The 25,887-nt window shown below is 59.5% G+C and carries 24 protein-coding genes; 7 read left to right on the top strand and 17 right to left on the bottom strand.

The window, feature by feature from the left end; all coding sequences use genetic code 11:
* Positions 1 to 41: 41 nt before the first annotated feature.
* From D8779_RS06960 to D8779_RS06945, 4 genes are all read right to left on the bottom strand, one after another.
* Positions 42 to 1,397: an 8-oxoguanine deaminase gene (locus D8779_RS06960; RefSeq protein ID WP_136663697.1), complete on the bottom strand. Its 1,356-nt coding sequence runs from the start codon at positions 1,395 to 1,397 to the stop codon at positions 42 to 44.
* A gap of 226 nt (positions 1,398 to 1,623) precedes the next feature.
* Positions 1,624 to 2,079 (bottom strand): GNAT family N-acetyltransferase, encoded by a 456-nt coding sequence (locus tag D8779_RS06955; protein ID WP_240789691.1) that lies wholly within the window; start codon positions 2,077 to 2,079, stop codon positions 1,624 to 1,626.
* A 57-nt stretch (positions 2,080 to 2,136) separates the two neighbouring features.
* Positions 2,137 to 3,123 carry an asparaginase gene (locus D8779_RS06950; RefSeq protein ID WP_420875580.1) on the bottom strand — a complete coding sequence of 329 codons (987 nt, stop codon included), beginning with the start codon at positions 3,121 to 3,123 and terminating at the stop codon, positions 2,137 to 2,139.
* Positions 3,124 to 3,202: 79 nt separating this feature from the next.
* Positions 3,203 to 4,645 carry an alanine/glycine:cation symporter family protein gene (locus D8779_RS06945; protein ID WP_136663696.1) on the bottom strand — a complete coding sequence of 481 codons (1,443 nt, stop codon included), beginning with the start codon at positions 4,643 to 4,645 and terminating at the stop codon, positions 3,203 to 3,205.
* A gap of 152 nt (positions 4,646 to 4,797) precedes the next feature.
* Between D8779_RS06945 and D8779_RS06940 the strand changes: the two genes are divergently transcribed.
* Complete coding sequence (locus D8779_RS06940) at positions 4,798 to 5,616, top strand: helix-turn-helix domain-containing protein (protein WP_136663695.1); 819 nt, start codon at positions 4,798 to 4,800, stop codon at positions 5,614 to 5,616.
* Positions 5,617 to 5,622: 6 nt separating this feature from the next.
* On the opposite strand, the gene D8779_RS06935 is transcribed toward D8779_RS06940, so the two are convergent.
* Genes D8779_RS06935 through D8779_RS06925 form a run of 3 tightly spaced genes read right to left on the bottom strand, consistent with a single transcriptional unit; the run spans position 5,623 to position 7,404 of the window.
* On the bottom strand, positions 5,623 to 6,294 hold the full coding sequence (locus D8779_RS06935; RefSeq protein ID WP_420875597.1) for a GNAT family N-acetyltransferase: 672 nt from the start codon (positions 6,292 to 6,294) through the stop codon (positions 5,623 to 5,625).
* 19 nt (positions 6,295 to 6,313) lie between these two features.
* Positions 6,314 to 6,757, bottom strand: a complete 444-nt coding sequence (locus D8779_RS06930) for a GNAT family N-acetyltransferase (protein ID WP_136663693.1) — start codon at positions 6,755 to 6,757, stop codon at positions 6,314 to 6,316.
* Positions 6,754 to 7,404: an FMN-binding negative transcriptional regulator gene (locus D8779_RS06925; RefSeq protein ID WP_136663692.1), complete on the bottom strand. Its 651-nt coding sequence runs from the start codon at positions 7,402 to 7,404 to the stop codon at positions 6,754 to 6,756. Before D8779_RS06925 ends, D8779_RS06930 begins: the two co-directional genes overlap by 4 nt.
* Positions 7,405 to 7,638: 234 nt before the next feature.
* On the opposite strand from D8779_RS06925, the gene pdxR reads away from it, so the two are divergent.
* Complete coding sequence (pdxR, locus tag D8779_RS06920; RefSeq protein ID WP_136663691.1) at positions 7,639 to 9,111, top strand: MocR-like pyridoxine biosynthesis transcription factor PdxR; 1,473 nt, start codon at positions 7,639 to 7,641, stop codon at positions 9,109 to 9,111.
* 184 nt (positions 9,112 to 9,295) lie between these two features.
* On the opposite strand, the gene D8779_RS06915 is transcribed toward pdxR, so the two are convergent.
* The 3 genes from D8779_RS06915 to aspA all read right to left on the bottom strand — a co-directional run bounded on the left by D8779_RS06915 (position 9,296) and on the right by aspA (position 13,267).
* The gene (locus tag D8779_RS06915; RefSeq protein WP_136663690.1) at positions 9,296 to 10,702 is read right to left on the bottom strand and encodes a mechanosensitive ion channel family protein; all 1,407 of its coding nucleotides are present in this window, start codon (positions 10,700 to 10,702) and stop codon (positions 9,296 to 9,298) included.
* 95 nt (positions 10,703 to 10,797) lie between these two features.
* Positions 10,798 to 11,547, bottom strand: coding sequence for a MauE/DoxX family redox-associated membrane protein (locus D8779_RS06910; protein WP_205895786.1), 750 nt, complete (start codon positions 11,545 to 11,547; stop codon positions 10,798 to 10,800).
* Positions 11,548 to 11,842: 295 nt separating this feature from the next.
* Complete coding sequence (gene aspA / locus D8779_RS06905) at positions 11,843 to 13,267, bottom strand: aspartate ammonia-lyase (protein ID WP_136663689.1); 1,425 nt, start codon at positions 13,265 to 13,267, stop codon at positions 11,843 to 11,845.
* Positions 13,268 to 13,599: 332 nt separating this feature from the next.
* Between aspA and D8779_RS06900 the strand changes: the two genes are divergently transcribed.
* Positions 13,600 to 14,505 carry a LysR substrate-binding domain-containing protein gene (locus D8779_RS06900; protein WP_136663688.1) on the top strand — a complete coding sequence of 302 codons (906 nt, stop codon included), beginning with the start codon at positions 13,600 to 13,602 and terminating at the stop codon, positions 14,503 to 14,505.
* Between the two features lie 173 nt (positions 14,506 to 14,678).
* Here D8779_RS06900 and D8779_RS06895 read toward each other — a convergent pair whose 3' ends face one another.
* The 4 genes from D8779_RS06895 to D8779_RS06880 all read right to left on the bottom strand — a co-directional run bounded on the left by D8779_RS06895 (position 14,679) and on the right by D8779_RS06880 (position 19,054).
* Positions 14,679 to 15,791, bottom strand: a complete 1,113-nt coding sequence (locus D8779_RS06895; protein ID WP_136663687.1) for a polyamine ABC transporter substrate-binding protein — start codon at positions 15,789 to 15,791, stop codon at positions 14,679 to 14,681.
* Between the two features lie 31 nt (positions 15,792 to 15,822).
* Entirely contained in the window at positions 15,823 to 16,851 is a 1,029-nt protein-coding gene (locus D8779_RS06890; RefSeq protein ID WP_136664449.1) for a histone deacetylase family protein, read from the bottom strand.
* Between the two features lie 314 nt (positions 16,852 to 17,165).
* Positions 17,166 to 18,158: an AraC family transcriptional regulator gene (locus D8779_RS06885; protein WP_136663686.1), complete on the bottom strand. Its 993-nt coding sequence runs from the start codon at positions 18,156 to 18,158 to the stop codon at positions 17,166 to 17,168.
* A 101-nt stretch (positions 18,159 to 18,259) separates the two neighbouring features.
* Complete coding sequence (locus tag D8779_RS06880; RefSeq protein WP_136663685.1) at positions 18,260 to 19,054, bottom strand: hypothetical protein; 795 nt, start codon at positions 19,052 to 19,054, stop codon at positions 18,260 to 18,262.
* 297 nt (positions 19,055 to 19,351) lie between these two features.
* Between D8779_RS06880 and purE the strand changes: the two genes are divergently transcribed.
* From purE to D8779_RS06860, 4 genes are all read left to right on the top strand, one after another.
* Positions 19,352 to 19,843: a 5-(carboxyamino)imidazole ribonucleotide mutase gene (gene purE, locus D8779_RS06875; protein ID WP_136663684.1), complete on the top strand. Its 492-nt coding sequence runs from the start codon at positions 19,352 to 19,354 to the stop codon at positions 19,841 to 19,843.
* A gap of 3 nt (positions 19,844 to 19,846) precedes the next feature.
* Complete coding sequence (locus tag D8779_RS06870) at positions 19,847 to 20,932, top strand: 5-(carboxyamino)imidazole ribonucleotide synthase (protein WP_136663683.1); 1,086 nt, start codon at positions 19,847 to 19,849, stop codon at positions 20,930 to 20,932.
* A 113-nt stretch (positions 20,933 to 21,045) separates the two neighbouring features.
* Positions 21,046 to 21,291: a GlsB/YeaQ/YmgE family stress response membrane protein gene (locus D8779_RS06865; protein WP_136663682.1), complete on the top strand. Its 246-nt coding sequence runs from the start codon at positions 21,046 to 21,048 to the stop codon at positions 21,289 to 21,291.
* A 34-nt stretch (positions 21,292 to 21,325) separates the two neighbouring features.
* A complete protein-coding gene (locus D8779_RS06860) occupies positions 21,326 to 21,859 on the top strand; it encodes a DUF3299 domain-containing protein (protein ID WP_136663681.1) in 534 nt (177 codons plus the stop codon).
* Positions 21,860 to 21,913: 54 nt separating this feature from the next.
* On the opposite strand, the gene D8779_RS06855 is transcribed toward D8779_RS06860, so the two are convergent.
* From D8779_RS06855 to D8779_RS06845, 3 genes are all read right to left on the bottom strand, one after another.
* Positions 21,914 to 22,672, bottom strand: a complete 759-nt coding sequence (locus D8779_RS06855) for a hypothetical protein (RefSeq protein WP_136663680.1) — start codon at positions 22,670 to 22,672, stop codon at positions 21,914 to 21,916.
* A 210-nt stretch (positions 22,673 to 22,882) separates the two neighbouring features.
* A complete protein-coding gene (locus tag D8779_RS06850) occupies positions 22,883 to 23,491 on the bottom strand; it encodes a hypothetical protein (protein WP_136663679.1) in 609 nt (202 codons plus the stop codon).
* Positions 23,488 to 25,857, bottom strand: a complete 2,370-nt coding sequence (locus tag D8779_RS06845; protein ID WP_136663678.1) for a M23 family metallopeptidase — start codon at positions 25,855 to 25,857, stop codon at positions 23,488 to 23,490. The genes D8779_RS06850 and D8779_RS06845 overlap by 4 nt, the downstream gene beginning before the upstream one ends.
* Between the last annotated feature and the right edge of the window lie 30 nt (positions 25,858 to 25,887).

Below are 25,887 nucleotides of genomic sequence, written 5' to 3'. Positions count from 1 at the left end.
TTGCCTGGTGTTTGGCACCTGGCTCGTGCCTGGGTGATGGATTAACCGGCAATCAGCTCCTTAGCTGCCTGGCGGTGATCGGCGATCAGTTTGGCCACATCCAGGCCTTCGATCTGCCCGTCGATCACACGCCATTGGCCGCCGACCATCATCCGGTCGGCTTTGTCGGCGCCGCACAACAGCAGGGCGGAGATCGGATCATGGCTGCCGGAGAAGCGCAGCTCATCGAGCTTGAAGAAGCCCAGGTCAGCCTGTTTGCCCACCGCCAGTTCGCCGATGTCGCTACGGCCCAGAAGTTTGGCCGAGCCCTTGCTGGCCCAACCCAGTACCAGTTCCGGGGTGATCTTCTCGGCGCCGTAACGCAGGCGCTGGATATACAGGGCCTGACGCGCTTCGAGGATCATATTCGAGGCATCGTTGGAGGCCGAACCGTCGACGCCGAGGCCGATGGGTGCGCCGGCAGCTTCGAGGTCGAGGGTTGGGCAGATGCCGGAGGCCAGGCGCATGTTCGAGCTTGGGCAATGACAGATGCCGGTGCCGGCCGCGCCGAGGCGGACGATTTCATCCGGGTTGAAGTGAATGCCGTGGGCCAGCCAGGTGCGCGAGCTGAGCCAGCCGACGCTGTCCAGATAATCCACGGTGCGCAGGCCGAAGCGCTGTAGGCAGAAGTCTTCTTCGTCGAGGGTTTCGGCCAGGTGAGTGTGTAGGCGTACGTCCAACTCTTCAGCCAGCTCGGCACTCTGACGCATGATTTCCTGGGTCACCGAGAAGGGTGAGCAGGGCGCCAGAGCGATCTGGATTTGTGCGCCGTCGCCGCGCTGGTGGTACTGCTGAATCAGGCGCTGGCTGTCAGCCAGAATCACCTCACCTTGCTGCACGGTCTGCTGTGGCGGCAGGCCACCGTCGGCCTCCCCCAGGCTCATGGAACCGCGGGTGAGCATGGCGCGCATGCCCAGTTCGCGGACGGCCTCGACCTGTACGTCGATGGCGTTTTCCAGGCCGCCGGGGAACAGGTAGTGATGATCCGCAGCGGTGCTGCAACCGGACAGCAGCAGTTCGGCCAATGCCACTTTACTGGCCAGGGCCAGTTTCTCTGGAGTCAGGCGTGCCCACACCGGGTACAGGGTTTTCAGCCAGGGGAAGAGTGGCTGGTTAACCACCGGGCCCCAGGCGCGGGTGAGGGTTTGATAGAAGTGGTGATGGGTGTTGATCAACCCCGGCAGTACCACATGCTCGCGGGCATCGAAGGTCTGATCGCAGGGCTGGGACGGCTGCTGGCCGGCCTTGAGCAGTTCGCTGATCACGCCGTCTTCAATCACCAAGCCGCCGGCGGCGTCGAGGTTGTTGGCGGTAAAAATAGCGAGAGGGTTTTTGATCCAGATACGTGTAGCAGCCATTGAGTTGGCTCCTCTGAAGGTGGGTTCAGGTTAGCCAGCTCAGTGTTTACCCTGTCTGCTGATCCAGGTGCGCGAGCGGCTTAGTTGCCGGGCGTGGCGCAGAAGATAGCTGCGTGATCGGCCCGGTGCAAGACCGCTGAGCAGATTTGCTGACCAGAGGGTCAGCTGGCGAAGAGCCTGTTTTCAACGCAGCAGGGCCGACGCGCAGTAGATCGTAAGCAGGTTCTTACAGCAGTTTGCGGTACTGGACAAACCCCGAGCGCTCGGCAATCCGCTCATACAGCAGCATGGCGCGGCTATTGCTCTCGTGGGTCAGCCAGTAGGTGCGTGCGCAACCTTGGGCTTTGGCTTGCTGGTAAACGTGCTCGATCAACTTGCGGCCTGCGCCGCTGCTGCGCACATCCTTGGCGATAAACAGGTCCTGCAGGTAGCAGTAGTCGCCAACAGTCCAGGTCGAGCGGTGGTAGATCCAGTGCACCAGACCGATGGCCTGATCCTCATGCCAGGCCAGCGCCGCGTGCATCGGCTCGGCGGGATCAAGAAAGCGCTGCCAGGTGCTGTCGCTGGTCGCGGCCGCTATCTCGGTCATGTAGAAGCGTTGATACCCCTGCCACAGCGGCAGCCAGGCGGCATGGTCGGCGTCTGTTATCGGGCGGATTTCGACGGGAATACGAATGGGCATGCTGCAACCTCGTTGGTTGAGTAAAGCCCTTACAGCCTAGCTGCAAGGGCACAGCCTTCAATCGGCGCGTTCACCGCAGACATCTAAGGCGAACCAGTGTTTCACATCGGCCTGGCTCAGGCCTGCGCCGAGCAGGGCGAACAGCTTGCCCAAGGCCGCTTCACGGGTCATGCCACCAGCGGAAATCAGTCCGGCGCTGGCCAGTTGGCTGCCGGCGGCATATACGCCGAATTCGACATGGCCCTGTGGGCACTGGCTGATCGCGGCTAATACCACACCACGCTCATGGGCAGCCTTGAGTACGCTGAGCAGCTCGGCATCATCGGCCGGCCCGGTGCCACTGCCGTAGCATTCCAGCAGCAAGCCCTGCACGCCGCTGTCGAGCAGGGCGCGCACATGGCTGGCCTGGATGCCGGGATAGACTGGCAGTACGGCGAGGTTGACCGGTTGGCGTAGCTGGCGGTAGTCGATGCTCGCTGGGATGTCTTCAGCCCGAGGACTCTGACGCTGACGTGGCAGTACTTGAAAGGCGTCGAAGGCATCACTGCGCAGCTTGCTGACCCGCGCGCCATGCAGCAGCGCGCCATTGAAATACAGGTGCACGCCGGGTGTAACACCCGCGTGCAGTACGCGCATGGCGCCGAACAGGTTGCCCCAGGCATCGCTGCCTTCGGCGCCTGCCGGCAGCATCGAACCGCTGAGTACCACCGGCACCGGCAAGCCGAGCAGCAAAAAGCTCAGGGCCGCGGCGCTGTAAGCCAAGGTGTCGGTGCCGTGCAGCAGTAACACTGCGTCGCAGTCATCCTGTTCAACTCCAGCGCGAATTGCCGCGACCATCGCCAGCCAGTTGTGCTGGTTCATATTGGCGCTGTCGATGGGTGGCAGCAGTTCGGCAAAAGACCATTGTGGCAGGGGCTGAGCTTCCAGCCGTTGCTGGTTGCGTAGACGTGCTTCGAAGCCGGACGCAGGGGCCAGGCCTGTGGCGCTCATTTGCATACCGATGGTGCCACCGGTGTAGAGCACCAGGAGTTTTTTGCAGCCCATCAGGGGTCTCCCTGTTTTCATTGTTCTTATAAGCAAACAGGGGGCTTAGCCCCCTGTTTGTCAACGCGTACTCAGCGGATTAGCGCTGGTGCACGCTGTTACCGATTTCTGCCTGGTTGCTCGGGGCACTGGCTGCCTGAGCTGGCCAGGCTGCTGGGTCGAGATCCAGATCGGCGAAGTTCTTTGCGTCGAATACGGGCGACTCAACACCGGCTTTGATCTGGCTGTCGTAGTCGCGCATCAGGCGCAGGCCTACCTTGAACAGCAGCGCCAGGGCAATCAGGTTGGCAATCGCCAGCAGGCCCATAGTCACGTCCGCGAAGGCGAATACGGTGCCCAGATCCTGAACCGAGCCCCAGAGTACCAGAGCGATTACCAACACGCGGTAGACCAAGACCGGCGCGCGCTTCTTGCTGAAGAAGCCCAGGGCGTTTTCACCCAGGTAGTAGTTGTAGATCAGGGTGGTGAACACGAACATCAGCAGGGCGATCGTGACGAACACACGGCCCCATTCGCCAACCACGCTGGCTACGGCGGTCTGGGTCAGCACTACGCCCGAGATATCCATGCCTGGCTGATAGACGCCCGACAACAGGATGATCAGCGCGGTGCAGCTGCACAGGATGATGGTGTCGATAAACACGCTGAGCGACTGCACGATGCCTTGGGCGACCGGGTGCTTGACCTGGGCGACAGCGGCCACGTTAGGCGCACTGCCCAGACCGGCTTCGTTGGAGAACAGACCACGCTTCACGCCCATGATGATCGCGGCGCCAATACCACCGGCAAATGCTGGCTCCAGGCCGAAGGCGCTGTTGAAGATCAGTTTAAAGGTGGCGGGGATGGCGTCAGCATTGCTGCCAATTACGAAGATGGCCATGGTGATATAGGCAAACGCCATCACCGGTACCAGCACGTCAGCGAACTTGGCGATGCGCTTGATGCCGCCGAAGATGATCAGGCCGATCACCGCCGTGAGGATCAGGCCGCTGACATAGGTCGGCATGCCGAAGGTGTCATGCATCGAGCTGGCCACGGTGTAGGACTGCACGGCATTGAAGCCGAAGCCGAAGGTCACCAGCAGCAGGATCGAAACCACGATGCCCAACCAGCGCTGGCCGAGACCGTGCTGGATGTAGAAGGCCGGGCCACCGCGATAGGTGCCGTCGTCTTCGCGGCGTTTGTACAACTGCGCCAGGGAGCACTCGAAATAGCTGGTGGCCATGCCGACCAGTGCTACGACCCACATCCAGAAGATCGCACCGGGGCCGCCGAGCATGATGGCTACGGATACACCGGCGATGTTGCCGGCACCCACACGGCCGGCCACTGAGAGCATCAGCGCCTGGAACGAACTGAGCTGACCGGGCTGACGCTGGAAGGCTTCGGCGAAGATGCGGAACATGCTGCCGAAGTAGCGAAATTGCACGAAACGCGAGGCGATGGTGAAGTACAGACCAAGGCCGATCAGCATCACGATCAGGAGTTTGCTCCAGATCAGGTCGTTGAGAATATCGAGCATGGCAGCAGGTCTCTCTTGTTGTTCTGTGAAGGAAATATGGCTGGGGCCGAATATTTGGACAGATACGTTCGTCGTGCAATTTCGCAGGTGGCGGCGATCTGATGCGAGTTGATGCTAGAATCGCGCCGCTCGCATCACCAGGAACATGCGCCATGTCCGATCATCTCGGGGTCAACCTCAAGCTGTTATGCAGCCACTACCGGTCAATTGCCGAAGTGTGTCGCAAGCTCACGATCAATCGCGCCCAGTTCAACAAGTACCTCAGCGGGCAGAGCCGGCCAACGGCCTACAACCTCAAGCGTATCTGCGATTTCTTCGGTGTCGAGGCGTATGAGCTGAGCCTGCCGGCCGAGCAGTTCGCCGACCTGGTGGGGGCGCGCAGTGGTAGCCCGGAAACGCGAGCCTTGGGCGATCCCTTGTTGGAGTTGTTGCAGCCGCTGAGTGAGTACTCCAGCAGTCTGTCGCGCTACTGCGGTTACTATTTCGAATATTCCAACTGCATGTCGGTGCCGGGGCAGATTCTGCTGTCGTTGGTACAACTGCGCGAGGAGCGCGGTAGCTTTCTGTTCGAGCGCCAGGAGCGTCAGGAGCCGTCGCGTGCTGACAGCGGCAAGGCCGAAGACTGGGTGCGCTGTCGTTACCTGGGCGCGGCGTTTTACCTGCAAGACCGGCTGTTTTTGCTCGACTACGAGTCGCTGACCGGCAACGAGATGACCCAGACCATACTGATCCCCAGCTTTAAAAGCCGCATCAGTCGGCTTAATGGCCTGAAAACCGGGGTGTCCAGCGGCGACCTGCGCACCCCCGCGTGCACCCGAGTGGTCTGGGAGTTTCTCGGCAGCGACATCAATCGAGTCAACGCCTACCGCCAGGTGATGCTCTACAGCCCGGATGATCCGCGTATCGACGCCGACATTCGTCAGCGCCTCAGCGGCGCGCAGATCCGTAACGGCCTGTTCGAGATCGAGTAAAATCGTTTAGCCGCGCAGCTGCTCCAGGCGCATTTTTTGCTGCCCCTTTGCATCGAAGTTATCCAACGCCAGCCAGCGCTCATAACCAGCGGCCAATGCCGGCCATTCGCTGTCGATGATCGAATACCAGGCGGTATCGCGGTTACGGTCCTTGAACACCCGATGCTGACGGAATAACCCTTCGTAGCTAAAGCCAAAGCGCTCGGCGGCGCGCTTGGAGCGGGCGTTGTCGTTGTTGCACTTCCATTCCAGGCGGCGGTAGCCGTTGTTGAAGGCGTGCTTGGCCAGCAGGTAGATCACCTCGGTGGCCTGCACACTGCGTTGCATCACATGGCCGAAGCAGACGTGACCGATTTCGATGCTGCCATGCTCCACGGCGATGCTCAGGTAGCTGAGCACGCCTTGTACCTGGCCACTGCTTTGTTCGACCACAGCGAAGAACAATGGATCTTGGCTGGCGGCATTGCGGGTGAGCCAGGCGTCGAAGGCGGCGCGTTCGTTGAAGGGGCCGTAAGACATGTAATCCCACAGCAGTGGATCACTGTCCGGGCCTTGCAGTGCTTGCCACAAGCCGTCGCCATGGCGCGCGGGGTTCAAGCCTTCAAGGCGCACGCTGCGGCCTTGCAGGGTGTCGCGGCTGGGTGCGCTCACGGCTTGCCAGCGGAGGGGTGGGGTCAGGCTCATGACGTGCTCCTATTCAAAGCAGTTGGCGATATTGCACAAAGCCGGAGCGCTCGGCGATGCGTTCATACAGCTGCATGGCGTCGCTGTTGCTCTCGTGGGTCAGCCAATGCACCCGCGCTGCGCCGGCGGCGCGGGCTTGGGCATAGACATGCTCGATCAATTGGCGACCGATGCCGGCGCCGCGTAGGTCATCGGTAACGAACAGGTCTTGCAGGTAGCAGTAGTCGCCAGTCGTCCAGCACGAGCGGTGGAAGATGTAATGCACCAGGCCCACGGCGCGCCCGTTGTGCCAGGCGAGGGCGGCGTGCATCGGTTCGGCCGGGTCGAGAAAGCGCTGCCACGTCATGGCGCTGGTGGCCTCGGCAATCTCGGCTTTATAGAAGCGCTGGTAGCCCTGCCACAATGGCAGCCACGCGGCGTGGTCAGCGGCGCTGATTGGGCGAATTTCAATGTTCATAAAGCCTCCTTGGCGAGTTGATCGTGTTGCATCTGCGCGACCAGTTCGCGGTCGCGTGCCTCGCTGCTGGCGGCCAGCCCCTCGCGCACGCCGGTTTGGTCAGCCTGGCTGCGGTTCTGGCCGAGCTTCCATTTACCTTCCAGGCGCTGAATCGGCAGGGCGAAGCCGACGATGGCGCGCAGCATGCTGTCGATGTACTCACGCGGCGCATCGCTTACCGCCCAGGGTTGCGGGCGCTCGGCTTCGTGCAGCGCGCTGAGGCGGCTGACCAGTTGCAGCAGGCGCTCGGCGTCATCAAACACCTCGGCTTGGCCGTAGGCGTGCACGGCGATGTAGTTCCAGGTGGGCACCACCTTGCCGTGCTCGGCTTTGGCGGCGTACCACGACGGGCTGATATACGCCTCGGCACCCTGAAAAATCACCAGCGCCTCGCTGCCTTCGGCGAGGTCGCGCCACTGCGGATTGGCGCGGGCGAAGTGGCCGTACAGCGTGCCGTATTCACCTTCGTCAGGTTCCAGCAATAGCGGCAGGTGGCTGGCGAGCAAGCCTTGGCTGCCGTGGCTGATCAGCGTGGGCAAACGGCTGGCGCGCATCTGCTGGTGCAGTGCGGCGAGGTCGTCCTGGCGGAAGGCGGCGGGTGTGTACATGGCGAGTCTCCTGAGAACCTGTTTACGGTCTGCTGCGCGTCGGCGATACGGCGTTAAAAACAGCCTCAGAATGCTCATTTACAGCTCGTAAACTGCGCTTCTTCGGCTGTTTTTGCCTTGTCTCGCTCTAGCTCGCGAGACCGTAAACAGGTTCTGACGTGATGGAGCCATGCTAGAACGGCTATTGGTCTGTTGTAAGATCCATTTAATGTGACTTTAGTAGAGCCAATTTATATGCCTGCCTCGTCTGCACCGCCCTTGCCAGTCGACCTCTCCGGGATCCACCTCGATCCGCGTCAGGGCTTGGCGCGTCAGCTGTATCAGGCATTGCGCGAGCGCATTCTCGATGGTCGCCTGCAAAGCCGCACGCGCTTACCGGCCAGCCGCGACCTGGCGCAGTTATTGGCTATTTCCCGTAATACCGTGACCCGCGCCTTCGACCAGCTCTACGCCGAGGGCTATGTCGAAGGGCGGATTGGTGACGGTACTTACGTCGCCGAGCTCAGTGCGGTCAGTCGACCGACGCCGCTGGCGGTTGAGCCGGTAACGCAGAGCGCGGCACTGGCGCGCTTGCAACAGCATCACTTGAGCCCGCCCTTGAGCGGCCCGCCAAGGGCGTTTCGCGTCGGCGTGCCGGCGTTTGATCTGTTTCCGTTCGAGACCTGGGCACGTTTGTCGGCGCGCTTCTGGCGTAAACCATCGCCGGCGCGCTTAGGTTATGGCGACCCGGCCGGCGACTGGCAACTGCGTGAGCTGATCGCCGCTTACCTGCGCAACAGCCGTGGTTTGCATTGCGACCCGGCGCAGATCGTGGTCACCAGCGGCGCCCAGCAAGCCATCAGCCTGTGCGCACAGTTACTGGTGGCGCCGGGCGAGCGCGTGGCGGTGGAGAACCCCGGCTACCGCGCCGCCGGCCATGCGTTGGCGGTGGCCGGTGCGCAGTTGTGCGGCGTGGCGGTGGATGCTGATGGATTGGACACCGCGGCGCTGGCGCAGATCGAGGGTTGTCGGCTGGTCTATCTGACGCCGTCGCACCAGTATCCAACCGGCGTCACCCTGTCGTTGGCGCGGCGTTTGGAGCTGTTGGAATGGGCCGAGCGCAATGACGGCCTGATCATCGAAGACGATTACGACGGCGAATACCGTTACAGCGGTACGCCATTGGCGCCGCTGGCGGCCCTCGATCGTCAGGGCCGGGTGCTCTACGTCGGCACCTTCTGCAAGATCGCTTTTCCGGCGCTGCGTTTGGGTTATCTGGTGCTGCCGCCGGCGCTTGCCGAAGCCTTTGCCCAGCGTCGCGCGGTGGACATGCGTCACTCGGAGATTGGTACCCAGGCAGTGATGGCCGAGTTTATCGCCGCTGGGCACTTTCAGCGGCATATCCGCCGTATGCGCACCGCCGCGCGTAGTCGGCGCGATGCCTTGCTAGCCGGTTGGCCTGATCAAGTGCCGGGTTGCGCACCGCTGCCGTTGGTGGAGGCCGGTCTGCACTTGTGTGTGCGGGTCGACAGCCTGGTCCGTGAGCGCGAACTGGTCGCCGTTGCTGAACGCGTCGGCGTGGAGTTGAATGGTTTGAGCAGTTACTGGCTGCCCGACAGCAGCATCGCTGTGGATGACCGAGCTGGGCTGGTGCTGGGCTTTGCCGCGGTGCCCGAGGCGCAGATTGCCGAGGCGTTGGAGGCACTACGCCGCGCTTGGAGCCTGTAGCGTGGGCTTTAGTGGGAGGGCTTTCGGCTCGGGAATCCTGCTTCGCGATCCACAGGGAGGTGGTGAATGCCGCAGGCCCGCCGGGAGCGGGGCGGCCCTACCTCCTGCGCAGTCGAAGCCGCGCCAGCTCCACCCCATGCGTGCTGCTCAATGCGGGCGTTAAGTCGCGCTCGCCTTACGCGAACTACTCATGCGGCACATCTTTATCCAGCAGGTCATTGCCCTGGTCAGAGCGAATTTCCGCGTCGACTTTTTGCTCCAGGTGTTTGTCCGGGGTGACATCAAGCACCGCATCGCCGCGCTTAACTCGGGTCGCAGCAGAGTCATTTTTGTCCTCGCCGCTAGCCAGCGGTGTGACGCCAGCGTTTTTGCCATCCAGCGCGCTAAACAGCGCGGTGTTGACCTCGGGATCGAAGCGCAAACGGTAAATCGGTTCTGGCAAGGTGAAGCCTTGTTCTTCCAGCGCGCGCATAGCGGCGCGAATGGCCAGGCTGCGTGCTTTACCGAAGTTGGTTTCACGTTGATCGATCCAAGCATAAAAAGTCAGCACGATGTTGGAGTCGCCGACGGTGTTGATCAGCGCGTCGGGCTCGGGGTCTTGCAGGATGAAATCGAGGGTGCGAATGGCGTCCAATCCGGCTTTCATCCCGGCCACCGGATCGTCTTCGGCATCGACGCCGAGTTCGAACTCAAAGCGTCGTTCCGGGTTGGTCGAGTAATTGAGGATGATGCCTTTGAACACGGCCGCATTGGGGATGCGCATGTGGTTACCGTCGAGGGTCATCAAGATGGTCGCGCGCGAAGTGAGGCGCACGACGATGCCTTCAAGGTCATTGATAACCACGTGGTCCTTGGCCCGAAACGGCTGGCGCAGGCTCAGCATCACGCTGGAAATATAGTTCTCCACTGTGTCGCGCACGGCAAAGCCGATGGCCAGGCCGATCACCCCGGCACCGCCGAGGATGGTGGTGATAACCGCCGCCGCGCCGAGCAGATTGAGCGCCAGAATAATCCCCAGCAGCAGAATGACCACGCGTGTGGCTTGGGCCATTAGGTCGGCTAAAAAGGGATTGGGCGCTATTTTTCGCCACAAAAATTGCCGGCCGGCGAGGAAGTTACCGAGCAGGATAAAGACGGTTAAAACCAGCAGCGCGAGACCAATCAATGGCAGCGCTTTTATAAAATTCAGGCTTTGTGTACGCAAGCGTTCGAGCACCGGCCGCACGTTATCGGCCACGGCCAGCGTGCGGCTCATCTCGTCGGTTACCGTGACCACTCCGGCGAGTCGGCTGGCGAGGCGCTCGGCTTGCTGCGCGGCGACTTCGTTGGCGACCTCGCCGCGCAGAATGACCACGCCTTCGCCGACATACACACTGACTTCGCGCAGCGGTTCCAGTTCGGCAAAAATATTCTCGATGCGCGACCTGATCTTCTCATCGCTTTCTGCCGCCTCGGCGTCGATGTTCACCACCGATTCGGGCGCGGCGGGCGCATCTTCCGCTTGAGCCAAAATGTGCTCGCCGGGCAATAAGCCAACGAGCAGTGCGAGTACCAGTAGCGTGTGGCGCGGCGTGCGGGTGCGGCGTTTCATTGCAGGCGACTCCGAATAGGGCGGTGGAACATCACCTAGCCTACGCGGATGCGCAGAGCAGGAGCGGGATGGGTGGCCAGCGGAGCAGCGGGTGCTTATAAAGCTTTGGCCAGCATCCACGCTCCCATGGCGACCATCATCAGGTTTTCCGTCAAGGATACAAAACCCAGCGGCACCTTACTGCTACCGCCGACACAGGCGCATTTGAGTTCACGCTTGTCGAGATACACGGCTTTGATCACTGAAACCGCGCCCACTGAACCGATAAACAACGCCACGGGTGCGGCAAGCCAAACCAGCGCACCTGAAATCATCAGTACCCCCGCCAGCCCCTCGCCGAACGGATAAAGATAGCCATAGCGTACCCATCTGCGCGCCAGCAAATCGTAGTTGAGGAACATGGTCGAAAAACTCTCGACGTCCTGCAATTTCTGGATGGCCAGCACACACATGGCCACGGCGATAAACCATTCCAGCGCACGCACCGTTAATAGGCTGCCATACGCCGCCCAGCTCATGGCCAATGCCATCAACAGTGAAACAGCGAAGATGGCAAAGACGGGCGTATAGCTGGTTTCATCCGGCCCTTTTACCGGCTCACCGAAATGTTTACGCAAGGCATCGTAGCCACCGATGCGTTGGCCGCCGATCCATGTCTGCGGTGTTGTATCTACGTTGTGTTGGTTCTGGAAGGCGTCGGTTTCCGCGCGCGTTGTCAGGTGGCGGTCGTCTACGTCGAAGCCTTTACGCTTGAGCAAATCCTTCGACTTGAGGCCATAAGGGCAGAGGTGGTTCTTCATCACCATGCGATACAGCGTGGCTTGTTTTGGCTTATCTGAGTCCATGACGTTTCTCCTGTACCGGCAGATTGTCTAGAGGGCCTTATTCGCGTCGTTTAAGGCGAACCAGGCGAGCCAGGCGAGCCAACGGTCGTCAGCAATGGCGCGCCTGCAGCGTTTCTCAAGGTCGCAAAACCCAAGCGCTAGTAAAGGCAGACCATCGTTATGCTGTTGGATTCCATTGAGTTTGCCGGAATGCGGCTTGAGGAAGAGGCTTGTTCATGCCAGCGGCATAAAAAAGGGATGGCCGAGGCCATCCCTGAGGAAAAGAGGCGTGGGGGCGCCTCTTGGTCGATATGGGTTAAGCGCTGAGCGGCACCAGGCGCGGGGCGATCATGTTCTCGGGGCGCAGGATATCGGCGAGCTCGGCGTCGCCCAGCAGCTTCTCCTCGCGTACCAATTCCAGCACGCTGCGACCACTTTCCAGCGCCACCTTGGCGATGCGGGTGGCGTTCTCGTAGCCGATGTAAGGATTGAGTGCGGTGATCAGGCCGATGGAGTTTTCCATCAATTCACGGCAGCGCGCTTCGTTGGCGGTGATGCCGTCGATACACAGCTCGCGCAGCATATCCATGGCGCGGGTGAGCAGGCGGATCGAGTCGAAGATCTTGTAGGCGATCAGCGGCTCCATGACGTTGAGCTGCAGCTGGCCACCTTCGGCGGCCATGGTCAGCGCCAGGTCGTTACCGATCACTTCAAAGGCCACCTGATTAACCGCTTCCGGGATCACCGGGTTGACCTTGCCGGGCATGATCGAGCTGCCTGGCTGACGCGCCGGCAGGTTGATTTCATTGATGCCGGTGCGCGGGCCACTGGAGAGCAGGCGCAGGTCGTTGCACATCTTCGACATCTTCACTGCGGTGCGCTTGAGCATGCCGGAGAACAGCACGAAGGCGCCCATGTCCGAGGTGGCTTCGATCAGGTCGGCGGCGGGGGTCAGCGGCTGGCCGCTGATGATGGCCAAACGCTTGACTGCCATCAGCTGATACTGCGGGTCGGCGTTGATGCCGGTGCCGATCGCGGTACCGCCCAGATTCACTTCGGTAAGCAGGGTCGGGGCGAGCAGTTTGAGGTGCTGCAGGTCTTCGCTGAGGGTGGTAGCGAAGGCGCGGAATTCCTGGCCGAGGGTCATCGGTACGGCGTCTTGCAGCTGAGTGCGACCCATCTTCAGCACATGGCTGAACTCCAGGTGCTTCTTCGACAGCGATTGGATCAGCTTGTCCAGCGCGGTGAGCAGGCTGTCGTGGCCCAGCAGCAGGCCGAGGCGAATGGCGGTCGGGTAGGCGTCGTTGGTCGACTGCGCCATGTTCACGTCGTTGTTCGGGTGCAGCTGCTTGTAGTCACCTTTCTCGAAACCCATGGCTTCCAGGGCGACGTTGGCGATCACCTCGTTGGCGTTCATGTTGGTCGAGGTGCCGGCGCCGCCCTGAATCATGTCGACCACGAATTGATCGTGAAACTCGCCCTGAATGATGCGTGCGCAAGCGGTGCTGATCGCGGTGTGCTTGGCGGCAGACAGATGGCCCAGTTCGCGGTTGGCATCGGCGGCGGCCTGCTTGACCATGGCCAGAGCTACGACCAATTTTGGGTAGTGCGACAGCGTCACGCCGGACAGGCGAAAGTTCTGCACTGCGCGCAGGGTCTGGATGCCGTAATAGGCGTCAGCAGGAACGTCGAGGGTGCCGAGCAGGTCTTTTTCGATGCGCGATGATGCAACAGGGGACATGATGGTTACGGTCTCTGAGAATGCGACTTGTGCCGCGATGTGCCGTAGATTAGGGGCTGTGGCCTGATGCTGGCCAATGCTGTTAAACGCTGGGTCATGCATAATCGGCATAATGTCGGTGTGACGTCCGCTTGCGCTCGGACGTGCAGATAACTTGTGGGAGGGGCTTCAGCCGCGATCGTCGCCGCTAAAGCGCCTCCCACAATGCCTGGCTCGGACATCGGCTGCGCAGCGCATAGGGTGGATGACGCATTACCCATCCATCACAACTGAATGCCGGCTGGGCGGTGGATGAAAAGAGCGTCATCCACCCTACAAAAACAGGAGCGACGATGAACCTTGAAAGTAAATGGCTGGAAGACTTCGTTACCCTGGCTGCCACCCGCAGTTTTTCCCAGGCGGCGCAAAAGCGCTTCGTTACTCAGCCGGCGTTCAGCCGGCGGATTCGCAGCCTGGAAAACATGCTCGGCCTTACCCTGGTAAATCGCAGCTGCACACCGGTCGAGCTGACCGAGTCCGGCCAGCTGTTTTTAGTCACGGCAAGGAGCATGGTCGAGCAGCTGGGTGAGGTGGTGCGCCATCTGCATAACCTCGAAGGCCAGCAGGGTGAGGTGATGCAGATCGCCGCAGCGCACTCACTGACTCTGGGTTTTTTCCCCGAGTGGATCGCCCGTCTGCGCCGCGAGGGTTTGCCGCTGACCACCCGGCTGGTCGCCACCAACGTCGGTGAAGCGGTGCATTCGCTGCGTGAAGGGGCCTGCGATCTGATTCTTGCCTACTACGACCCGGATGCTGCGTTGCAGATGGATCCGGAGATTTTCCCTTCGCTGCACTTGGGCCGTACCGAGATGTTGCCGGTGTGCGCGGTCGATGAGGATCGCCAGCCGTTGTTCGATCTAGAAAGTGGTCAGAGTGTGCCACTGCTGGCCTATACAGCCGGAGCGTTCCTCGGCCGATCAGTCAACCTGCTGCTTCGTCAGCGCGTGCTGCGCTCGACCACCGTGTATGAAACGGCGATGGCCGACAGCCTGAAAAGCATGGCCCTGCAAGGGATGGGCGTGGCCTGGGTGCCGCGTTTATCGGTGACGGGGGAGTTAGCGAGGGGCGAGCTGGTGGTGTGTGGCGGCGAGCAATGGCAGGTGCCGCTGGAGATTCGCCTGTACCGCTGCGCGCTGGTGCGCAAAGCCTCGGTGCGGCTGCTGTGGCGCAAGCTAGAGAGTGGCGAGGTCGGTGCTTAGAGCCTTTTTAGGATCTGCTGCGCGTCGGCTCTGCGGCGTTAAAAACAGGCTCGGAGTGCTCATGTACAGCAGTACACTCCGCCTCCTTGCCTGTTTTCGCCTTGCAGGGCTCTAGCTCTCAAGACCCACAAGAGCTCTAAGAGCTCTAACTAACGCCAACTAGTATGGGCTCATCAGGTGCCGGACTTGATGGTGGTCCAGGCGCGAGTGCGTATGCGTTCGACTTTCTGCGGCAGCGGTTGCAGCACGTAGAGGGTCTTTTGTGCCTCGCTGGTTGGAGTCAGGCCGGGGTTGTCGCGGATCTCTGTGCCCACCAGTGGCATGGCGGCCTTGTTCGGGTTGGGGTAGCCGAGAAAGTCGCTGATTGGCGCCACCACGTTTGGGTCGAGCAGGTTGTTGAGGAACTCATGGGCCTCAGCAACGTTCTGTGCGCTTTTCGGAATGGCGAAGGAGTCGAACCACAGCGGTGCGCCCTCCTTCGGCAAGCGCCAGTCGACCACCACGCCGTTGCCGGCTTCTTTGGCGCGGTTGGCGAACTGGTAGAAGCTGCCGGAGTAGCCGATGGCCACGCAGATGTTGCCGTTGGCGATATCGGTCATGTACTTGGCTGAGTGGAAGTAGGCGACGTAGGGGCGGATTTTCAGCATCAGCTCGGTGGCTTTTTTGTAGTCATCCGGCTTGGTGCTATTCGGGTCCAGACCCAGGTAGTGCAGGGCAATGGGCAGAATCTCGCCCGGCGAGTCGAGCATGGCCACGCCGCACTGCTTGAGCTTGCTGATGTTCTCTTCTTTGAAGATCAGGTCCCAGCTGTCCACCGGTGCATCAGCGCCGAGCACTTCTTTGACTTTGTCCGGGTTGAAACCGATCAGCACGGTGCCGTACATGTAGGGCACTGCGTATTGGTTACCGGGGTCGTTGGCGGTCATCAATTCCAGCAGGCCGGGGTCGAGGTTTTTCCAGTTGGGCAGCTGGGTTTTATCCAGTTTTTGGAACACGCCGGCTTTGATTTCGTTTTCGAGGAAGGTGTTGGTCGGCACCACCAGGTCGTAACCCGAGTTGCCGGTAAGCAGCTTGGCTTCCAGGCCTTCGTTGGTGTCGAAGATGTCCCAGGTCAGCTTGATGCCGCTGTTGGCGGCAAAGTCCTTGGGTACCGAGGGCAGCATGTAGTCGGCCCAGTTGTACACGCGCAGTTCGCGCTGTGGTGCTGCGGTTTCGGCCTGCGCTGCGCCGGTCAATAAGGTTGCACCGCAGATGGCGGTGGTGAACAGGGTTTTGATTATTTTCATGGTGGTCACCCGTGGGTCATTTAAGGAGGGTTTAAGCGCCCTCGAAGCCTTCCAGAACATTCACTGCGTTGACGCCAATGGCCTCGACGGCATAGCCGCCTTCCATGACAAACAGTGTCGGTTTGCCCAGGGCGGCGATGCGCTTGCCGATGGCCAGATAATCCGGGCTGTCGAGTTTGAATTGGGAGATGGGGTCATCCTTGAAGGTGTCCACGCCCAACGAGACGACGATGATCTCGGCATCAAATTCGGCAATGCGCTGACAGGCTTCATCCAGCGCCGCGCTCCACACAGCCCACGGGCTGCCCATGGGTAACGGGTAGTTAAAGTTGCAGCCTTCACCTGCTCCTTCACCACGTTCATCGCTGTAGCCAAGAAAGAACGGGAATTCCTCGGCTGGGTCGCCGTGGATCGAGGTGAACAGCACGTCACCCCGCGTATAGAAAATGTCTTGCGTGCCGTTGCCGTGGTGGTAATCGACATCGAGGATAGCCACGCGCTGTTTGCCCTGATCGAGGAATGCCTGGGCGGAGATGGCGGCGTTGTTCAGGTAGCAGTAGCCACCCATCAACTCGCCTGCAGCGTGGTGACCCGGTGGGCGGCACAGGGCGAAGGCACTGTGTGCGCCATTTGAGATTTCCTGCTGGGCGCTGAGTGCGACTTGCGCGGCGCTATAAGCCGCTTGCCAAGTACCAGCGGTAATCGGTGCGCCGCCGTCGAAGCTGTAATAGCCGAGCTGGCCATGCAGGTCGGTGGGGATTACTGGGCGCAAAGTGCGCGCTGGCCAGGTGAATGGCAGCAGATCACCAGTGCCATTTTGCGCTTGCCAGCGATCCCAGGCTCCTTTGAAAAAATCCAGGTAGGCGGCGCTGTGGATGCGCTCAATCGGTGCGCGGCCGAAGTCTGTCGGCGCGAGGATGTCGCCAAGCTGCCGATCTTTAACCCGCTGCAGAATATGGTCAGCGCGTTGCGGCTTCTCGAAACACGGCATCAGTTGGCCGTCGATCAGCTCGCAGCTGCCGTGGTGCAGGTGATGGTCGTCGCTGTAAAAGGTCAGCATGCGGGTGGCTCCCAGGCGTTGTTGTTCTGGCCACCATTGTTCGCAGCTAATGCGCTGCGGTTGAACGCTGACAACGGCCAAAAGGGGATCGAAGTGGCCAAAATCGGCGGCCATGGGCGGAGCTCCGTGGGAGGCGCTTTAGCGGCGAGCTGTTTAAAAGCGGTTGTCGCGGCTGAAGCCCCTCCCACAAAACCCGATCACGGCTGGAGCGGGGGCAGGCTGTAGGGTGGATGGCGCTCTTTTCATCCACCGGCTTTGCCATGGCTTGGTGGATGGGTAAGGCGTCATCCACCCTACTTCTCTGCGCCATGTACTTAAGCGCGAAAACGGCTCGGCGGCACGCCGCTCCAGCGCTGGAAGGCATGGCGGAAACTGGCGGTTTCACTAAAACCGAGGTATTCGGCAATCCGGCAAATTGGCCAGTCTTCCTGGCCGAGCAGGGTTTTTGCCCGCTCGAAGCGCAACTCGTCGAGCAGCTCTTGGTAGTGCGTGCCGAGCTCCTGCAAGTGACGGCGCAGGGAGCGTGGCGAGCAGTGCATCTGTTGTGCCAGCTGCTCCAGGCCGGGTGGTGCAGTGAGCTGTTCGGCCAGTAGCTGGCGGATGCGTGCGAGCCAGGCTTGACGGGTGTTGAACTCGCTATTCTGCTTGCGGCAGCGTTCGAGCATTTCGCGGTGGGTTACCGCATCGGCCAACGGCAGTGGTTGCTGTAGCCAGCTGGCGGGAAAGGCGAAAGCGTTGCGCGCGGCATCGAACTGCAGTGGGCAGGCGAAGTTATGCGGGTAGCGCGCGCTGTACTCCGGCTCTGCATAGCGAAACTGCGCGGCGCTAAGCGTTAGAGGCTGGCCGAGCAGGTCGTCGCTGATCAGTTTGAGCGAGGCCAGGCACATTTCCAGGTTGAACACTTCCAGCGCCGGGCTGTGCTGGTAGTCGCTGGCGCTAACCCAGGCCAGCTCACCCTCGAGGTGCATATCCAGCTTGAAGTACGTGCCGAGCAGGGCCGGGTATTGCAGCATCAGCCGCCAGGCGTCACCAAAGGTGGCACTGGAGAGCGCGGCGTAACCGACCATGCCATAGGCCGACACATGCATGCGCCGGCCCAGCTCCAGGCCCAGATCACTGCGCAGCTGCAGCGCGTTGGCGCAAACCTGCAACTCCTGGGTGCGGGTGATGCGCGTGTCGGCGCAGTCCAGGTCAGCCGCAGCAATGCCGCTGCCAGCCAATAACTGCTCGGTCAGTTCGGGTTGTGTGGCAAAAATTTCCAGGATTAGCGAAACCACATGCAGGGTAGTCAGGTGGGCGTGCAACATCGGGGCAACCGCAGCAGTTCAGAATGCCTGAATGACGCAAGAACTATGCCGCGGCACCGCAGCTGTCCAGGGCTATCCGGGACGCTGCGGTCTAGCCGAATTTAGCGATTACGCAGAAATGCGTTGATAAAGTCGCCCTGATTGGGTGCTTTCTCGTGGGTGGTAAAGCTCAGGGTCGCATCGTTTTCGCGCAGCTTGAGCTTCTGCGCAAAGCTGCACTGCACGGTTTTCAGGCCCTTGGCGACAGCCTTTTGCTCATCACCGTTCTGGCACAAGCTGGCCAGCTGGCTGGCCACTTCTCCGCAGAAGCTCGGCACGCTGAGACGTTTGAGTTTGTCGTCGTCGATGGCGCTCCACTCAACCTTCGTGACCAGCGGGGTGCCGCAGGCCTTCGAGGCGTCCTGGTCGATCTGCTGCAGCTGCTGGGTGAAGTCGGCCACGCGCTTTTCCCGGTCGAAGCTGCTCAGCTTGTCCTGAATGCCCTTTTTCTTCTGCTGCTCGTAGAGTGCCAGCAGGCTGGCAGGTTTGGTTTCTTTGCTCTTGGTTTCATCGAAGCCCAGCTCGAAGCCGTCGGTGCTCGGCAGGTACAGCTGATATCGCTCGCCACCCCAGCCCTGACGCTTGATCAGCATGTTGTAGGCGCTGCCATCGAGGGTGGTGGTGTAGTCGCGGTCGTCGTTGCCGCGGTCCTTGATAGCGGTAAGTAGCACCACCTCATCCAGCGGGTGGTTGATGCCGCTGACCTGGATCAGTGCCTGCTCACCGTCGCTGCTGGGTGCAACGATCACGCTGATGCCTTTGCCTGCATCGAATACTTGCGGGTATTTAGCCAGTTCGAGGGCGCTGGCGTTGAGGGTGAGCAGTGAAGCGGCGAGTAGCAGTGACAGCCTTGTCATGGTGGTGTCCTGGGTAATTAAAAGAACGCCCAGTATAGCCAGGCCATTGGCCGCGATTTGTGCGCCAGGTCTGCTCGTGGTGCCTGTGTTCGGGCTGTTTAGATCAATCTGCAGGGCGGCAGCATGCCCTTCGACAAACGGTTGGCGCGGGTGCCCGCCTGCCGGGGCTTTACGGTATACTGCGCGGCCTTTGGCCGGTCGCACCGGCTGAAAATCGCACACAAGCCACGCCGGTTTTCCCGCGTGGCTTGTTGGTTTTTGCCGCGCCTGCGGGCGCAATTGAGAAGAGGCACGACGATGAGCGCACTGGTTGGCGTGATCATGGGCTCCAAGTCCGATTGGTCCACCCTTAGCCACACCGCCGATATGCTGGACAAGCTGGGCATTCCGTACGAAGTGAAGGTGGTTTCCGCCCACCGCACCCCGGACCTGTTGTTCCAGTATGCCGAGCAAGCTGACGAACGCGGCATTCAGGTGATCATCGCCGGCGCTGGCGGCGCGGCGCACCTGCCGGGTATGTGTGCGGCGAAGACTCATTTGCCGGTGCTTGGCGTGCCGGTTCAATCGGCCGTCCTCTCGGGTGTCGATTCGCTGCTGTCGATCGTGCAGATGCCGGCTGGCATTCCGGTCGCTACCCTGGCCATCGGCAAGGCCGGTGCGGTCAACGCCGCGCTACTCGCCGCGAGCATCCTCGGCCACCAGCACCCGCAATTCCACACGGCGCTCAAGCAGTTCCGTCAGGAGCAGACTGAAACCGTGTTGGAAAATCCGGACCCGCGTGAGGCTTAACCCATGAAAATCGGCGTAATCGGTGGCGGCCAACTGGGTCGCATGTTGGCCCTGGCAGGCACCCCGCTGGGGATGAACTTCGCCTTCCTCGATCCTGCTCCGGATGCCTGCGCGCAAGCGTTGGGCGAGCATATCCGCGCCGATTATGGCGACCAGGATCACCTGCGTCAGCTGGCCGATGAAGTCGACTTGGTGACCTTCGAGTTCGAAAGTGTGCCGGCCGAGACCGTGGCCTTCCTCTCGCAGTTCGTGCCGGTCTATCCGAGCGCCGAAGCCCTGCGCATCGCTCGTGATCGCTGGTTTGAAAAGTCCATGTTCAAGGACCTGGGCATTCCCACCCCGGATTTCGCCGATATCCAGTCGCAGGCTGACCTCGACGCAGCCGTGGCAAGCATCGGTTTACCGGCCGTGATGAAGACCCGCACCCTGGGTTACGACGGCAAGGGCCAGAAGGTGATGCGCAAGCCCGAAGACGTGACTGGCGCCTTCGCCGAGCTGGGTAGCGTGCCGTGCTTGCTGGAAGGCTTCGTGCCCTTCACGGGTGAGGTGTCGCTGGTGGCGGTGCGTGCCCGTGATGGCGAAACGCGCTTCTACCCGCTGGTGCATAACCGCCACGACAGCGGCGTGCTGGCGCTGTCCATTGCCAGCACCGATCATCCGTTGCAGGCGCTGGCCGAGGACTACGTTGGCCGCGTGCTGACCAAGCTCGATTACGTCGGCGTGCTGGCCTTCGAGTTCTTTGAAGTCGATGGTGGCCTGAAAGCCAACGAAATTGCCCCACGCGTGCACAACTCCGGGCACTGGACCATCGAAGGCGCCGAGTGCAGCCAGTTCGAAAACCACCTGCGCGCCGTTGCCGGTTTGCCGCTGGGCTCGACCGCCAAGATCGGCGAGAGCGCCATGCTCAACTTCCTCGGCAGCGTGCCGCCGGTGGAGCAGGTTATTGCCATCGACGACTGCCACCTGCATCACTACGGCAAAGCCTTCAAGGCTGGGCGCAAGGTTGGCCACGCCACCCTGCGCTGCGTGGATCGCGCCACGCTGGACAAGCAGATTGCCGTGGTCGAAGCGCTGATCGCCAAGGGTTGAGCACAATCTGACGCCGCCTATGCGGTGGCGTCAGATTGAACCTTGCTGGCGGATTCCCGTCTGATTGCCTAACGCCACTATGGCTGACCCGCAACTGACTTGGAGTGAATCGCATGAGCATCATCGGCACTATTTTTATCGGCCTGATCGTTGGCTTGCTGGCTCGTTTTCTCAAGCCTGGCAACGACAGCATGGGCTGGATCATGACCATCCTGCTCGGCGTCGGCGGCTCTATCGCCGCAACCTATGGCGGTCAAGCGCTGGGTATCTATCAGGCCGGCGAAACCGCGGGTTTTATCGGCGCGGTGATCGGCGCAGTGGTGTTGCTGGTTATTTATGCGGCGGTGAAAAAGGACTGATAAGCCCTCATCCAATCGTTATGTGAGCCAACTAATGCGCTACCTGCTGTTGCCACTGTTGTTTATAAGCACCCTGGCCTGCGCCGAGTTGCCGGAAACCGATTGGCTTGAATTGATGCCGCCGCAAGATCGGGCGGCATTGGAAGCCATGCCGGAAATCGACCATCAAGGCTCCGAGCAAGACAGCGAGTTCTACAACCCCGGCGGCCTCAAGCAGCAGGACAAAAACTTGCCAGCGGTGATGTACTCCACCAATACCGTTGCTGCGCTGGATGGCAAAACCCTGCGTCTTGGCGGCTACCCCGTGCCGCTGGAAACCAACAGCCAAGGCCGCAGCACGCTGTTCTTCCTGGTGCCATACCCCGGCGCCTGCATCCACGTCCCACCGCCGCCACCGAATCAGCTGGTTTTGGTGCGCTACCCCAAAGGCATTGAGCTGGAAGACATCTACGCACCGCTGTGGGTCAGCGGCACGCTGCAGGTCGAACAGGTCAACAACGAGCTGGCGGATGCGGCGTATGCGTTGGAGGCGGATGTGGTGCGGGTTGTGGAGGAAAGCGATCTGTAACGGTTATGTGCCGGTGTTCTTCCGGCACATCTTGCGCTTCAGCTGATACTGGTTTCAGTTGGCCCCGATGGCGCGCAGCAGCTCCGTCGATGTCAGGCGTTTCAGCACGTGTTTGGCGGGATCCATCTCCACGTCCAGCGCCAGCGGAGTAGTGCCGTCCGCGTCATACACGAAATAAGCGTTGTCGCTGCTCACTTCATGGGTTTTCTCTCCCGCTGTCGCGATGGTCTTGGGAGCCGCCGACATCAGCTCGTCGACCGTGTTGTAGCGCAATGCCACATCGACCTCACCCAGGCGGCCAAGGGGCGCCTCGGCTGGCTGGAAAGGCTCGACCAACACGGACTGTAGAGAAACCGCGTTGGAGGCCTCGATCCACTTGTCTGAGTAGGCGAAAATCAGATCCTGGTACTCGCTCGACAGTGGCTTATTCAGATTGCACACAGCCTTGCGGATGGATACGCCGTTCTGCGCGTTGCGGATATTGCCGTACACACAATCTATGACCGGGACTTGGTCTTTGAGCGAGAGGGTGTAGAACACCTCGAAAGACGTGCTCGATGCGGTGTTTTCGTAGGTCAGTGCGGGAGCACCGTTGAACGAGACAAGGGTTCTGGAGCTCTGGCCTGAGTAACCAACGATGTCTGCGAAGACCTTGGCTTCTTTTCTCCAGCTGATCGTCAACTGGCCGGTGCTCATATCCGCTCGGTAGGTCTCAGTGATTTCAGCCCTATTGGCTGCGGCGGTGTACGTTTGCGCATGTATGGTGGTGGTTAGCGCAAGAGAAAGCAGCGTGGCACACAGCTTGTGCTTCATAGTGTAAGGATTCCCTTGGCCGAGGATTCCTCTCTGAGGATGGCCCTTAATTCTGTGCGTTCCTCGCAATCAAGGCTTGATGATCGGAGCATTAGTAAATTGATCATTAAAGGGGGCTGAGTGAATTATCTAGCAGCCGAAGACCTAAGCTGTTCAAAATAAATAACATCGACCCCTTTAGTTACCCGGTTCTATTTGCCCTAATATCAGTTATTGGAAATTTAGAAGCTCCGAGCAAATCGAAATATCCGCCAAGGTTTTTTCCCCATCATGACTGTAGACGCAAATGGGATTTTCAAAGGTTCCAGTCATGCGCTTACAGTCATTATGATTCCCTTGGAGGTAAACGCATTCCGTATTTGCAATGACTAATTCTTTGCTCGGCTTTTCAATATATAATTGTGCATCACGCATGAAATAAATTGTCTCATGTATGCTCCCCCCCTCCTGCGAGATATTGCGGTACCTACCCTCGGCCACTATTTCAGCAGCGACTGGAATTGACCCAATATATTCTGCGTCGGGTCTCTCAGTCGATGCCATGTATAATTTGCGCTGAGCATTTACACCAAGCTCCTCACTTGTCGGCCATGATGTAATCAAATATTTATCGCTGTCACTTTTCAGCCGCTGGTATTCGAAAGGTGATTCACATGTGCTCTGTGATGTTTGAATTCTAAAATTAATATTATCTGCCGATAATATTAATGATCTTTTGCCCTCTGTAATCGCTTCCCTGCACTGAAAAAGAGCAGCTTCATTCTCTGCAACTGATGCATTGCTAAGTATTAGTGAGAGAAAAAAGTAAAATATTTTCATGCGTAGGTATCTCCCAAATACTCCAATATTTCCTCGGTCAGTTCTTGACGCTGAGGGAAATTTGCCGCCTCTGGCCAGGGCGTATTGACACCAACATTGGCTCCATCTCCGCGAATCCGCCGCGTCATTTCTGCAACATTATTGGTGTCTGCGATGCTAATGAGCCTATTCTTTGCCCAAAACCATCCCGCCGTATCTACTGATATTGGTGGATCAGTATTCACTCTGTCTGGATTATTTATTTGTGGTGGTCGCATATCGGCCTCCAGCTGTGCAAGCGCCACCGCATTTTGAGTTGGGAGGGTATTGTACTGCGCAGCAGGAACAGTATCCCCTGTAATTCCCCACCACCGAGGATTACGCCACCAACCGTCAGTAAAAGAGCCATTCGCGATCCAGCCACGATATACCCAATATTTTGCGTAGTTATCACGGCCAGTCAACTGTTTCATTCCTCGGCCACGGAAATTGCCTCCATCGTTCCATTTTATATTGCCAAGCCAGCCCGCGAAATTCTTGGCTTTTTCATATCTCCTAAAGTATGTATAGGGGTCTCCATTATAAAGCTCTGACATCCATCTGAGTTGATTAGTTTCTACCCCAGCTTGACCAAAGAAGTGAGCGCGACGGAGTTGGTCGACTATTAAATATTTAGAAGTTGTCTTGTTGATATATGGTAAGAAAAGCTGCACTTTTTCTGTCGTGGCATTGGGATATACTCGACGGAATTCGTTAGATGATAGCCATCCACATTTTCTAAACAAACTAATTAGTTCTCTGGGCGGAAAGTGCCAGTGCCTAGCCTCAATACCTTCCAGCGCTGCATCCTCCCAAAATGCTAGTTCTTGGTGATGCTTGCGTAGCCGGTTATAGCTTTCCTCAGATAACGACCCGCCGGGTGCTACTTTTTTCAGCCAGCCATAGCGGGTATCGAAATCGTTCTTGGTCCATTCACTCGGGAATTTGCAGATAAAGCGCTTTAGTTGTTTTTGCGCGGCAGGATCTCGTAAGGCCGCTTCGTTTTGTGTGCGCTCACGTTCGTAGCGCTCCGAGAGTTTGAGCTTCTCTTCTTCCGCTAGGCTGGCATAGCTAGGTGATAGCGCAATACTCACTGCATCTACCTGATCGGACACCACCTTGCCGTCATCCAGGCGCAGCAGGCTGCGAATGAATGGTGACTGGCAGTGGCTGTCGGAGTCGGTGTCGTCGTCGATCAATTGCCAGCCTTGCCAATGAGGGAAATCCGCGTCACTGAACTTGGCGACCGTTGCAGCATTGAGGTTTACCCACCCTGTTCTGGCGGCTGCACCTGCCTGGCTAGGAACTGCTATTTGCCGCCAGTGGGCTGCATCTGCAGGCTGCAGTGTGTCTGGTCCTAGAACCCTGCCGAAGCGAAGTAGTTCGTAACCGGCGCTCGGACGCTGGGGGTAGAGGTTGGTTGCAGTTCGATACAGGTTGTATTCGTAATCAGTTTCTTCTTGATGCCCCCCAATCTCTTCCCCGCCCATCAGGAATGAGGTCAGCGTGCATTGGCCGCGCTCATAGCGCATACGCACGAAGATGCCTTCCTGGAGTTGATTGGCCACTGCCCACTCGTAGCCTTGAACCAGTGGAGTGGGTTCTGTTTCCCTGCCATTTTCGGCAGAACTACTATCTTGCACTGGTGCTGCTCCAGCAGGTAGGGCCGGGCAGCGATAGATAACCGGAGCACTATTCTCGGCTTGCCGCCGATTGGCGGGCGGGGCCTCATAGATCAGCACTTCCGGTGGTACAAAGAAGTACATGTCTCCCCAGCAGCTGTCTGTTCTTCCGTTGCCAGCTTGATGGTTCAACGTTTTCTCGGTGCGACCAACTAAGTGTGCGATCTGGCTCTGGTCAGCAATGATTTCGAAGTGAATGCGCTCGCTCTGGCCGTAGATTCGTCCAGCTTCTCCTATTGCGTCCTTGCGATAGACCGCCTGCCCCTTGGTTGGATTGGTTAGTGTGATCTTCGATAGGTGCATATAGACCGAGTAGAAGACTACTGTGGAGAGGGCACCTTCACCGATTTCTGTCTCGTGCTTGAGAACGATACAGCCGTTATCGGTCCACTGATCACGGTAGCGCAGCCCATGATCCGCTGGCGCGCTGGCTTCTTCGGTTGGTTGACGGAAATAGACCAAGGTGGCATCCGCAATCGCCCTTACAGGGAGAGAGAAGGTTCCTTCTCGGGGGGCGGTAAGGTGCATGCCGCCATGCCAATTCAAGTCAAAGCTAAGAGGAAATGCGCCGTCTCCTGGGCTGCCGCCGAGCATGGCGCGGTTGATAAACGCATCGTCATTTTCCCCGGCTATTGTGCGGGGAATGAAAGGTGGGCTGATCAGCATTGCGAGTACCTAATCCTTAGTGTTTATCGT

The sequence above is a fragment of the Pseudomonas leptonychotis genome (genome assembly GCF_004920405.1).
Classification (GTDB): domain Bacteria; phylum Pseudomonadota; class Gammaproteobacteria; order Pseudomonadales; family Pseudomonadaceae; genus Aquipseudomonas; species Aquipseudomonas leptonychotis.
Note: the sequence above shows the minus strand (reverse complement) of the source record. Positions and strands in the feature narration are given on the sequence as shown.